The organism is Mobilicoccus pelagius NBRC 104925 (genome assembly GCF_000247995.1).
Classification (GTDB): domain Bacteria; phylum Actinomycetota; class Actinomycetes; order Actinomycetales; family Dermatophilaceae; genus Mobilicoccus; species Mobilicoccus pelagius.
Window position 1 is genome coordinate 65003 of record NZ_BAFE01000091.1, and the last position, 11925, is coordinate 76927.

The window sequence follows — 11925 nt, forward strand, 5'->3', positions numbered from 1 at the left end:
CGGACACGTCGGCGTCCGGCCCGGCCGTTCCGTTCCCGCCCGACGCGTGTCGGACGGTTGTCTCGGTCCCCGGTCGGGGTTAATGTCCGGAAGATGCCGAGCCTGTCTGCGCGGACGCTGCGCCGCCGCCCCGATCTCATGGCGGGGCGTGCATGGCGTGCGACGATCCCCGGCAGCGCGTCGACCCCGTCGGTGCACGGCACCGCCGTCCTCCTCGTGCTCCTCGCGTTCTCGTTCCTCTACGTCCTCGTCGGGCGGCCCGAGGCCGTGCCGTGGTCGGTATTCCTGCCGCTCATCGTCCTCAGCGGCGTCATCCACCGCCCGGCCGAGCACGGTCTCGTCGTCGGTGTGAGCCTCGGGTGTCTCGCGGTCGCCGCCGTGCTCGTCGGCTCCGACACCCCGCACGCCGTGGGGACGCTCGTCGTCGGCATGCTCATCTCCACGGTGACGTCGTGGCGCTGTCTCGCCCGGGCCCGCGTGGGCGTCCAGGGCACCGGCGGTGAACTCCTCCTCGGGCAGTTACGTGCCGGTCTCGAACGCCGGGCCGAACTCCCGCAGCTCCGGCCGGGGTGGACGGTCGAGGGGTGCATCAGCTCCGCGTTCGGCCACCCGTTCTCCGGTGACTTCATCGTGTCCCACCTCGACGACGATGCCGGCCGGTTCGAGGTCGTCCTCGTCGACGTCTCCGGTAAGGGGATCCCCTCGGCGTCGCGGGCCGTCCAGCTCTCCGGCGCGCTCGACGCCCTCATCGGTTCGGTCCCGCCAGAGGAACTCCTCGCCCTCGCCAACGACTTCGTCGTCCGCCAGGAGTGGGCGGAGGGGTTCGCCACGGCCGTGCACGTCGCCGTCGACCTCGACACGGGGGAGTTCCGCGTGTGGCGTGCAGGCCACCCTCCGGCCGCCGTCTTCCACGGAGGCAGCGGCAACTGGAGTCTCCTGCAGGAGGGCGTGGGCCCCGCCCTGGGCCTCGTCCCCGCGCCCGTGTACTGCTGCGACGAGGGCGTGCTCCGCCGCCGCGACGCCCTCATCCTCTACTCCGACGGACTCGTCGAACAGCACGACCGGGTCCTCGACGAGGGGATCGACCGGCTGCTCGGAAAGGCGGAGTTCCTCGTGGCGACGGGGTTCGTCGGCGGGGCGAGGCGGCTGTGCGAACAGGCCACGTCGGGCGATACCGACGACCGCAGCGTCGTCCTCCTCTGGGTCGACTGACCCCGCTCCACGACCTCCCAGGGACCCGCTGTCCCTGCTGCGCAGAAGGGCCCGACCGGCGCGCGGGCGCCGTGGCCGGACCTCCGGTGATCCGCGGATTTCGCCCTTCCGTGTTTCGTGCCCGCGAACGGGGGTACTTGAGGGACATACCTCGACCCGCTGGGTCGAGATCCCCGCAACGAGAGGACGACGAGATGTCTTCACCGCACGAACCGCTCGAGGGAACGGCGGGTGCGCCGGGCACGCGAGCTGTCCGCGGCCCCGGAGACGCCGCCGAGGAGAACGCGAACAAGGTCGCCGACGACGCCAAGCAGCGCGCCGCCGACGTCACCGACACCGCCAAGGATAACGCCGGTGCCGTCGCCGAGACCGCGAAGGAGGGCGCCGGCCAGGTCGCGGACACCGCGAAGCAGGAGGCCCGCGCCGTCGCGAACGAGGCAGGCCAGCACGTGCAGGCCCTCGTCTCGCAGGTGCGCGACGACGTCAGCACCCAGGTCGGCACGCGTCAGCAGGAGATCGCCGCGGTCCTCGGTTCGCTCGGCTCCGGTCTCGACCGCGTCCAGTTCGGCGACCAGCCGGCCGACACGCTCGCCGCCGACCTCGCCCAGCAGGCGGCCGCCCGCCTCCAGGGCGTCGGCACGTGGCTCGAGCAGCGCGGACCCGTGGAGGTGCTCGACGAGGTCAAGCGCTTCGCCCGCCGCCGCCCCGGGACGTTCCTCGCCGCGGCCGCGCTCACCGGTCTCGTCGCCGGCCGCCTCACGCGCGGCATGACCGATGACGCCCGTGACGACGAGCCCCAGCGTGGCGACGACCGCATGCCGATGGCGACCCGCCGCACGGCCACGCCGGTCGTCCCCGCCTACGAGGCCGGATACGACACGCCGGGTGCCGCCTACGACGCGGGCCAGGCCGGCCACCAGGCCCAGCAGCCCGCCTACGGTCGGCCCACGCACACCCAGCCCGCCTACGTCGGCGAGGACGTCATGACGACCCCGATGCCGACCCAGGCCACCGACGACGAGGGTCGTCGCCGATGAGCAGCTCTGCGACACCGCCCGGGGCGTACGACGGGTTCGCCGAGAGCCGCACGGGGCACGCCCCCGTGAGCTCCGGTGGGGCTCACACACCGATGACGGAGGACGTGAGCCTCGGGGATCGTCTCTCCTCCATCACCGAGGACATGTCCACGCTCGTCCGTCAGGAGATCGCTCTCGCGAAGGCGGAGGCCACCCGGTCGGGCAAGCGCGCCGCCAAGGGAGCCGGGATGTTCGGCGGGGCCGGCGTCGCCGGTCACCTCGCCCTCGTCTTCATCTCCCTCGCGGCCGCGTGGGGCCTCGGGACCCTCGGTATGGGTCTCGGGTGGGGCGCCCTCATCGTCGGCATCGTGTGGGCCGTCGTCGCCGCAGTACTCGCCCAGATGGGCAAGAAGAACGTCGAGAACCTCGGGATGCCTCAGACGGTCGACACGACCAAGCGCATCCCCGACGCCATGAAGGGAAACGAGACGGTATGAGCAACGATCCCGACCAGATCCGCGCGGAGATCGACAGGACGCGCCGCGACCTGTCGCGCAACGTCGACGCCCTCGGTGAGCAGGTGAAGCCGGGCAACGTGGCACGCCGCCAGACCGAGAAGGTCGGCGAGGCCGTGTCCGACCGCCTCACCTCCGTCAAGGAGGCCGTCATGGGCGCCGCCGACGACGTCACCGACCGCGTCGGGGGCGACGACGGCCCCTCGATGGGTGACCGCATGCGTGACCAGGCGGAGGACCTCCGCTACGGCGCACAGCAGCAGATGATCGACGCCCGCCGCGGCACCCGCCGTCGCGCGAAGGGCAATCCCCTCGCCGCCGGTCTCGTCGCGCTCGGCGCCGGTTGGCTCGTCGGCTCCCTCATCCCTGCCTCGCGCAAGGAGCAGGAGGCCGCCGCTGCGTTCAAGGAGCAGGCCCGCCCTCTCGTCGAGAACGCCCAGGAGTGGGCCAAGGACACCGGCGAGCAGCTGCGTGAGCCTGCCCAGGCCGCGTTCGCCGACGTCAAGGACAGCGCCGCCGAGTCCCTCGAGCGCGTCAAGGCCGAGGGCACCGACGTCGCCGACGACGTCAAGGACCACGGCCGGCAGGCCGCGGCCGAGGTGCGCGAGGAGAGCCGTTCCGCGGCCGCCGACGTCAAGGAATCCGGCGTCGAGGCCGGCAAGGACGTCAAGAAGGCCAAGAACGACAACGGCCGCGCGTGACCATCGTCACCACGCCTACGGCGTGAACGACGAGGAGGGCCCGCCGGATACGTCCGGCGGGCCCTCCTCGTTCATGGAGCGGGTGACGAGAATCGAACTCGCGTAATCAGTTTGGAAGACTGAGGCTCTACCATTGAGCTACACCCGCGGACGCGCCACGGTGGGCGCGACGTCGAGGGCAGCATACCCGTTGTCCGGCGCGTCGCCCGAATCGGGGCGGTCGCCGGACAGGTCGCCCCGCGGATGGGCCCCGCGTGTCGGGCGCTAGTCTGGACCCTCCACGGGCTGTGGCGCAGCTTGGTAGCGCGCGTGCTTTGGGAGCACGATGTCGCAGGTTCGAATCCTGTCAGCCCGACCGCACGGCCCGGGGCCTCCCCGCCCTCCACCCGGAGGACACGAGGTGCCACCCTCACCGGTTCGACACCGGTGGAGGGCCACCCGGTAGCATGAATCGACCCTCGTGGGGCGTCGACGACGCCCCTCACGAGCGGTCCCCGGTGGATCGCGGCCACGGCCGCGCCCATCGTGTCCACCCGTCACCGATCGATGCTGGAGTGCCCGCAGTGAAGAGTTCCGTCGAGACCCTGTCGCCGACCCGGGTCAAGATGACCGTCGAGGTCCCTTACGAGGAGCTCAAGCCGAGCGTGGACGCGGCGTACAAGGCCATCGGGTCCCAGATCTCCATCCCCGGCTTCCGCCCGGGCAAGGTGCCCGCCCGCATCATCGAGCAGCGTGTGGGTAAGGGTGCGGTCATGCAGGAGGCCGTCAACGAGGCCCTCCCCAAGTACTACGGCGACGCCGTCGAGGAGAACGACCTGCGCCCCATGGGGCAGCCCGAGGTCGACCTCACCGAGGTGCCGATGAACGAGGGCGACCAGCTCGTCTTCACCGCCGAGCTCGACGTGCGTCCCACCATCGAGCTGCCGGAGTTCTCCTCCATCGAGGTCCAGGTCGAGCCGGTGTCCGAGGATGCCGTCACCGAGGAGCTCTACCGTCGCGTCGAGGACCTCCGCGCCCGCTTCGGCACCCTCATCGGTGTCGACCGCGCCGCGCAGGAGGGTGACTTCATCACGATGGACCTCCGCGGCGAGATCGACGGCGAGGAGATCGACAACGTCGAGGGCGTCTCCTACGAGATCGGCTCCCGCACGATGATCGAGGGCCTCGACGAGGCGCTCGTCGGCATGAACGTCGACGAGGAGAAGACCTTCACCGCCCCCCTCGCCGGTGGCGAGCACGAGGGCCAGCCGGCGTCCATCTCCGTCACCCTCCGCTCCTGCAAGGAGCGCGAGCTGCCCGAGCTCGATGACGACTTCGCCCAGATGGCGTCCGAGTTCGACACCCTAGAAGAGCTCAGGGCCGACCTGCGCACGCAGGCCGAGCAGGCCACGCAGTTCGGCCAGGGCATCGAGGCCCGTGACAAGATTCTCGAGCACCTCCTCGACACCCTCGAGATTCCGGTGCCCGACTCCGTCGTCGAGGCCGAGGTCGAGGCCCACTTCGCAGACGGCTCCCACGAGACCGAGGACGAGGACCACCGCACCGAGGTCCGGGAGAACACGGTCAAGGCCCTGCGCACCCAGCTTCTCCTCGACGCGATCGCCGAGAAGAGCGAGGTCACGGTCGGCCAGCAGGAACTCATCGAGTACCTCATCATGACCGCCCAGCAGTACGGCATGGACCCGGCTCAGCTCGCCCAGGCGATGGACAGCCAGCAGCAGGCCGGCGCGATGGCCGCCGAGGTCGCCCGCCGCAAGGCTCTCGCCGCCGTCATGGAGGAGGCCAAGGTCACCGACACCAAGGGGCAGGTCGTCGATCTCTCCGCGACGATCGACGTCGACGGTGACGAGGACGCCTCCGAGGACGAGGACGCCGACGCCTCGAAGGCCGACGAGAAGACGTCCGACGACGAGTGAGTCGCCACCGACGGCGCCGCACCCCGCGTGGGAGCGGCGCCGTCGCCGTCTTCGCAGGTGGGGCGGCGTCCGCGTGGCCGCGTGCGACGAGGTGTCCGCCGAGGGCGAACATGCATGGCGGCCGGGAAGAGCCGGAGGGCCACGAACGTTAGCCTCTGGTGAGAAGACATGGCAGGCCACGGGTTCCACGACGGATCCGCGTCGGCCGTGCTCGAAAGTCACGATCAAGGGAGTAACAGCGTGAGCCACAGCAGCGAGATCGTCGCCGCCGACCCGGGCCCCAAGGGTGGGCTCGACGACCACATCTACAACCGGCTCCTCAAGGAGCGGATCATCTTCCTCGGTTCGGATGTGCGCGACGACAACGCGAATGCCATCTGCGCGCAGCTCCTCCTCCTCTCCGCGGAGGACCCGGAGCGCGACATCTGGCTGTACATCAACTCCCCGGGCGGATCCATCTCCGCGGGGATGGCGATCTACGACACGATGAACTGGATCCCGAACAACGTGTGCACCGTCGCCATGGGCATGGCCGCGAGCATGGGCCAGTTCCTCCTCACCGCCGGAGCGAAGGGCAAGCGGTACGCCACGCCGCACAGCCGCATCCTCATGCACCAGCCCCTCGGCGGCATCGGCGGCACCGCCACCGACATCAAGATCCAGGCCGAGCAGATGCTCTTCATCAAGCGTCAGATGGCCGAGCTCATCGCCGAGCACACGGGCCAGAGCGTGGAGCAGATCACGAAGGACTCCGACCGCGACCGCTGGTTCAGCGCCGAGGAGGCCAAGGAGTACGGGTTCGTGGACCACGTCTTCACCCGCGCGAGCGACACCCCCGGCGCCGGCGGCACGCAGGCCTGATCGACGAATTGGAGCATCGAATGGACATCATCGACCCCCGCCTCTCCGCCGGCCGCGTGGCCGTTCCGTCGAGCCGGTACATCCTGCCGCAGTTCGAGGAGCGCACTTCCTACGGGATGAAGCGCACCGACCCGTACACCAAGATGTTCGAGGACCGCATCATCTTCCTCGGCTGCCAGGTGGACGACGCGAGCGCGGACGACATCATCGCTCAGCTCATCGTGCTCGAGTCACAGGACCCGGAACGCGACATCGTCATGTACATCAACAGCCCCGGTGGCTCGTTCACGGCGATGACGGCGATCTACGACACCATGCAGTTCATCCGCCCGGACGTGCAGACGTTCGTCATCGGTCAGGCCGCTTCGGCGGCCGCAGTGCTGCTCGCGGCGGGCGCCCCGGGCAAGCGGTACGCGCTGCCGAACAGCCGGGTCCTCATCCACCAGCCCGCGCTGGGTGGCAGCGACTACGGCCAGGCGAGCGACATCGAGATCCAGGCCAACGAGGTCTTCCGGATGCGCACGTGGCTCGAGCAGACCCTCGCCGGCCACTCCGGCCGCACGCCGGAGCAGGTCAACGAGGATATCGAGCGTGACAAGTTCCTCTCCGCCGAGGAGGCCAAGTCCTACGGCCTCATCGACGAGGTGCTCGTGAGCCGCAAGGCCTCGCGTCAGGGCTGACCCCCGATCCGACCCGGCGCAATCCGGGAACGGAACAGGACCCACGAGGGCCCTCGGCAGGTGCCGCGGGCCCTCGCCCGTGTCCACGTGCATCGGGATCGGGACGCCGCTGGTGGCGGAGTGGGGCGGTCGTTCCGCCCTCAGCGGACAGGGGCGCGCGGGCCCTCGACACCCGGGTTCAATGGGGGGAGGACCGGTGCGGGGGGCGGTACGGTCTCCACGCGGTGGGCGATGTCGAACCGCCCCGCACGACGAACGGCGACGACGAGGAGGACACGTGGCACGTATCGGAGAGGGCGGTGACCTGCTCAAGTGCTCGTTCTGCGGCAAGAGCCAGAAACAGGTCAAGAAGCTCATCGCCGGGCCCGGTGTCTATATCTGCGACGAGTGCATCGACCTGTGCAACGAGATCATCGAGGAGGAGCTCGCCGAGTCCGGTGAGTTCGGCCTGGGCGAGCTGCCCAAGCCGCGTGAGATCTTCGACTTCCTCCAGCAGTTCGTCATCGGCCAGGACGACGCCAAGCGCGCGCTGGCCGTGGCCGTCTACAACCACTACAAGCGTATCCAGGCGGGGGAGTCCCTCAAGAAGGGCGAGGACGCGATCGACATCGCGAAGTCGAACATCCTCCTCATCGGCCCCACGGGATGCGGCAAGACCTACCTCGCGCAGACGTTGGCGCGGATGCTCAACGTGCCGTTCGCGATCGCGGACGCCACGGCGCTCACCGAGGCCGGGTATGTCGGTGAGGACGTCGAGAACATCCTCCTCAAGCTCATCCAGGCCGCCGACTACGACGTCAAGAAGGCTGAGACGGGCATCATCTACATCGACGAGGTCGACAAGATCGCCCGCAAGAGCGAGAACCCGTCGATCACGCGGGACGTCTCCGGCGAGGGCGTGCAGCAGGCGCTGCTCAAGATCCTCGAGGGCTCGACCGCGAGTGTGCCCCCGCAGGGTGGGCGCAAGCACCCGCATCAGGAGTTCATCCAGATCGACACGACGAACGTGCTGTTCATCGTCGGTGGGGCCTTCGCGGGGCTGGAACGCATCATCGAGTCCCGCGCCGGCAAGGCGGGCCTCGGGTTCGGTGCCGCGCTGCAGACGGTCAAGGAGCCCGACGAGTACTTCGCCGACGTCATGCCTGAGGACCTCATGAAGTTCGGGCTCATCCCCGAGTTCATCGGGCGTCTGCCGGTCATCACGACGGTCGCGCCGCTCGACCGCGAGGCGCTCGTGCGCATCCTCGTCGAGCCGCGCAACGCCCTCGTCAAGCAGTACAAGAAGATGTTCGAGATCGACGGGGTGGAGCTCGAGTTCACCGACGGCGCGATCGAGGCCCTCGCGGAGCAGGCCCTGTCCCGCGGCACGGGCGCCCGTGGTCTGCGGGCGATCATGGAGGAGGTCCTCCAGCCGGTGATGTTCGACGTACCGAGCGACCCCGACATTGCGCGTGTCGTCGTCACCCGCGAGGTCGTCCTCGACCGCGTCACGCCCACCGTCCTTCGCCACGGCGGCGCCGACGGTCGTCGTCGCAAGCGTCGCGACGAACGCGAGTCCGCCTGACGCACCTCGGCACACCGCCCTTCGGCATCCCTTCGCTCCGCACCCCCTCGGGGCCGCCGGGCGGAGCCGTCTGCCCACCCGGGCGGGGCGCACCGGTTCTCAGTCCTCCCTCGCCATGGTCGTTGGGCGAGAGGAGAAGGAGGACGGTGCAGCCTTGACGCAAGGCTACGACGTGCCCGAGCTCGCTCCACCGCCGTCGCCTCGGCACTCCGCGACGCGGGGCTTCCGCCGGGGAGCCTGCATCTCGAACTCACCGAGGGCACCCTCGCCGACGTCATGCAGGCCGCCGACCTCCTCACCGAGCTCCGCGCGGCGGGGGTCCACGTCGCCGTCGACGAGTTCGGCGCCGGATACGCCTCGCTCGGCATGCTCACCCGCCTGCCCATCGACGGTGTGAAGATCGAACGGTCGTTCGTCCGCGACATCGCCGAGGACCTCGCGGCCCGCTAGCGGCTCGCCGCCGTCGTCGCGCTCCTCCGCACGTTCTGCCTGCACCACATCGTCGCGACCGGCGTCGAGGACGCCGCGCATGAGCGGATCCTCCTCGAGATGGGCTGCCCGGCCGTGCAGGGGTGGCTCTACGGGCACGAACTCCCCGTCGACGAGGTCTTCGCCCACGCCCGGCCCACGTCCCCGGCGGCCGCGATCCACGCGCAGGACGCCGCGTTGCGGCCCTCCCCGTCGACGACCGCGGACCCGGCCTCGGCGCCCCGTCGGCGTCCTCGACGGCCGGGTGTGAGCGGGGCTCCGACCGCACCCGTCGCGCAAATTCCCCACATCCGTGGCGGTTTCGCGGGCGTCGAGCGCTCAGGCGGGGACCCGGACGGCCGATCTGATCCTCGACCGGGGGGAGAATGGGACGTGGGCGAGACACCGGGTCGACATCGCCCTGCCCCGGGGCGGGTCCTCGACCTCCTCCGGTGCCGGGAGCGTCCCGCCACCGAACCGCGTCGGTGCGCGACGTGGGTGGGTACCCGCTACACTTCCTCGGCCGTCCTGGCCGCCGTGCTCGTCGTGCTCTGCGCCGTCCTCTGCCTGTGGGACCCCGCCATGGTCGCCGGCCCGTTCTACGTCGGGTGCACCCTCGTCGCCTCGCTGACGATGGTGACGGTGCCCCTCGCCCGCGGGGCACGGCCCCGTTCCGTGTGGCTCGTCGAGGCACTCAGCGGGCTGTGCCTCATCCTCGTCGCCGTCGTCGCCGTGTGCCGCCTCACCCCCGCATGGATGGGGCCCGTCTCGCTCCTCGACGTGCTGTACGTCGGCAGCTACCTCGCCCTCATCACGTGGCTGGCGCTCGTCGCGCGCGAACTCGGCGGTGGGTCGCGTCGCGGCGCGTTCGTCGATGCCGTCACCGTCTCCGTGGGCATGGGACTCACGCAGTGGTGCATCGTCCTCGCGCCCGCCCTGGGCGGCACCGAGCTCCGGGAGAGCATCGTCCGGGCCGTCTACCCCGCCCTCGACGTCCTCCTCGTCGCCCTCGTCGTCCACCTGCGGCTCCGCCTGCGCCGCCCCGTCGTCGCCGTCCGGTGGCTGTTCGCCGGCCTCACCATGCAACTCCTGGTCGACACCGCCTACGCTTACGTCGGCGTGAGCATCGTCAGCGAGGCTCCGCGCCTCGCCGTCGGATACCTGTTCTCCTACCTCTTCCTCGCGCTCGCCTCCTCCCACCCCTCCGTCGTCGAGATCACGATCCCGCCGCTCGTTTCCGGCCCCCCACGCCGCACGGGCCGCCCGACGGCGGTCGTCTTCGTCGCGATCCTCCCCGTCATCCTCTGCACGATGTCCCCGGCGTCCGGCACCGCCGACCTCGCCGTGCGGACGCTCCTCGTCACCGTTCTCCTCGGGTTGCTCTTCCACCGGCTGACGACGATGATGACCGCGCTCACGCTCGCCGAGGAGGAGAGCCACCACCGGGCCACCCACGACTTTCTCACCGGGCTCACCAACCGCGCGGCCCTCGTCGAAGGGCTCGCCTCGCGGACCAGGGCCGACGCCCGGCGCGGGACGACGACCGCCGTCGTATTCCTCGACTGCGACGACTTCAAACGCGTCAACGACACGTGGGGACACCATGCGGGCAACACCCTGCTCCGCGACATCGCCCGACGGGTCCCCGAGGTGCTCGGCCCCGACGACGTCTTCGCCCGCAACGGCGGGGACGAGTTCGTCGTCGTCTCCTCCGTCGCAGACGAGGCGGAGGCCCGCGCCCTCGCCGACCGGGTGCGGCGGGTGTTCGACACGCCCCTGCGCATCCTGCCCGGCCGGGTCCACTCCGTCACCCCGTCGATGGGGGTCGCGCTCTGCCCGCCCGGCGCCACCCGTGGCGCCGAGGACCTCCTTCACCGTGCCGACGCGGCGATGTACGAGGCCAAGCAGAGGGGGAGGGGCCGGGTCGTCCTCTTCGACGACGACCTCGAGGAACGCACGCACACCGAGCAGGCCGTGGGCGACCGCCTCGGCCGCGTCATCGACGACGATCCGTTCGACGTCGCCTTCCAGCCGATCTTCTCCAGGCCCGTCGGTGGCAGGCTCGTCGGGTGGGAGGCCCTCGCCCGGTGGCACGACGAGGAACTCGGCGAAGTACGCCCCGACGTCTTCGTCGAAGTGGCCGAGCAGCTCGGGCTCGTCTCTGTCCTCGGGGGGTCCGTGCTGCGTCGAGCCTGCGCCACCCTCGCCGAGCTGCGCCGGCTCCTCGGCGACGACCACCTCTCCGTCTCGGTCAACGTCTCCCCGACCCACCTCCTCGACCCCACCCTGCGGGATCTCGTGGAGGACGCCGTCGAATCCGCGGGGCTGCCCCGCTCGGCGCTCCGTCTCGAGGTCACCGAGACGACCCTCGTCGACTCCGGCCCTCAGGTGCGGGCCCTGCTCGGGGGTCTCCGCGGCTCCGGGGTGCGGATCGTCCTCGACGACTTCGGCACCGGTTACGCCTCCCTCGCGACGCTCCGCCGCCTCTCGATCGACGGGGTGAAGGTCGACCGCTCCCTCGTCGCCTCCCTCGGCAGCGACCCGCAGGCGCGCGACCAGCTCGGAGCGGTTCTCGCCCTCATCCGCAGCCTCGGCGTCCACGACATCGTCGCCGAGGGCGTGGAGACCGAGGAGGAGGCGCGCGTGCTCGACGAGCTCGGCGCGCCGGCGGTGCAGGGCTGGCTCTACGGCCGTGGCCGACTCGTCGACGACGTGCTCGCCGAGGCGCGGGCCCATGCCGTCACCGTGCAGGCGCACGCCGCGAACGCCGCGACGACGGCGGTGACGGCGGCCCCGGTCACCGAGCCCACGTCGGCGACCTCTGCGTTCCCCGAGGCGGCGGGGCCTGTCGGCGGGACGGGCATCACGCCCGGCGCGCCGCGGACGACCGACGTCGGAGCGGACGCTGCGGAAGACACGGACCATGCGCCCGGGCCGGCCGGAGACACGGAGACGGGGGGCACGACGCCGACGGCGGACGCGTGACTCACGC

At 70.8% G+C, this 11925-nt stretch carries 9 protein-coding genes, 2 tRNA genes and 1 pseudogene; 11 read left to right on the forward strand and 1 reads right to left on the reverse strand.

Annotated features, from left to right (window positions below; genetic code table 11):
- The first annotated feature begins 93 nt into the window (after positions 1-93).
- The 4 genes from MOPEL_RS14000 to MOPEL_RS14015 all read left to right on the forward strand — a co-directional run bounded on the left by MOPEL_RS14000 (position 94) and on the right by MOPEL_RS14015 (position 3444).
- Positions 94-1212: a PP2C family protein-serine/threonine phosphatase gene (locus MOPEL_RS14000; protein ID WP_009483533.1), complete on the forward strand. Its 1119-nt coding sequence runs from the start codon at positions 94-96 to the stop codon at positions 1210-1212.
- Positions 1213-1406: 194 nt separating this feature from the next.
- Positions 1407-2249: an ATP synthase subunit B family protein gene (locus tag MOPEL_RS16190; protein ID WP_009483534.1), complete on the forward strand. Its 843-nt coding sequence runs from the start codon at positions 1407-1409 to the stop codon at positions 2247-2249.
- Entirely contained in the window at positions 2246-2725 is a 480-nt protein-coding gene (locus MOPEL_RS14010) for a phage holin family protein (RefSeq protein ID WP_009483535.1), read from the forward strand. The genes MOPEL_RS16190 and MOPEL_RS14010 overlap by 4 nt, the downstream gene beginning before the upstream one ends.
- Positions 2722-3444, forward strand: coding sequence for a DUF3618 domain-containing protein (locus tag MOPEL_RS14015; RefSeq protein ID WP_009483536.1), 723 nt, complete (start codon positions 2722-2724; stop codon positions 3442-3444). Before MOPEL_RS14010 ends, MOPEL_RS14015 begins: the two co-directional genes overlap by 4 nt.
- 74 nt (positions 3445-3518) lie before the next feature.
- On the opposite strand, the gene MOPEL_RS14020 is transcribed toward MOPEL_RS14015, so the two are convergent.
- Positions 3519-3592: transfer RNA gene (locus MOPEL_RS14020), tRNA-Gly, on the reverse strand.
- Positions 3593-3725: 133 nt separating this feature from the next.
- On the opposite strand from MOPEL_RS14020, the gene MOPEL_RS14025 reads away from it, so the two are divergent.
- The 7 genes and pseudogenes from MOPEL_RS14025 (at position 3726) to MOPEL_RS16195 (ending at position 11918) form a co-directional block, all read left to right on the forward strand.
- Positions 3726-3799: transfer RNA gene (locus MOPEL_RS14025), tRNA-Pro, on the forward strand.
- Between the two features lie 208 nt (positions 3800-4007).
- Positions 4008-5360: a trigger factor gene (tig, locus tag MOPEL_RS14030; protein WP_009483537.1), complete on the forward strand. Its 1353-nt coding sequence runs from the start codon at positions 4008-4010 to the stop codon at positions 5358-5360.
- A gap of 240 nt (positions 5361-5600) precedes the next feature.
- A complete protein-coding gene (locus MOPEL_RS14035; protein ID WP_009483538.1) occupies positions 5601-6221 on the forward strand; it encodes an ATP-dependent Clp protease proteolytic subunit in 621 nt (206 codons plus the stop codon).
- Between the two features lie 20 nt (positions 6222-6241).
- On the forward strand, positions 6242-6901 hold the full coding sequence (locus MOPEL_RS14040) for an ATP-dependent Clp protease proteolytic subunit (protein WP_009483539.1): 660 nt from the start codon (positions 6242-6244) through the stop codon (positions 6899-6901).
- A gap of 277 nt (positions 6902-7178) precedes the next feature.
- Positions 7179-8465 (forward strand): ATP-dependent Clp protease ATP-binding subunit ClpX, encoded by a 1287-nt coding sequence (gene clpX, locus MOPEL_RS14045; protein WP_009483540.1) that lies wholly within the window; start codon positions 7179-7181, stop codon positions 8463-8465.
- A gap of 156 nt (positions 8466-8621) precedes the next feature.
- Positions 8622-8915 (forward strand): annotated as a pseudogene (locus tag MOPEL_RS17850) (EAL domain-containing protein); the annotation flags it as partial.
- Positions 8916-9326: 411 nt separating this feature from the next.
- A complete protein-coding gene (locus MOPEL_RS16195) occupies positions 9327-11918 on the forward strand; it encodes a putative bifunctional diguanylate cyclase/phosphodiesterase (RefSeq protein ID WP_141631366.1) in 2592 nt (863 codons plus the stop codon).
- The last annotated feature ends 7 nt before the right edge of the window (positions 11919-11925 follow it).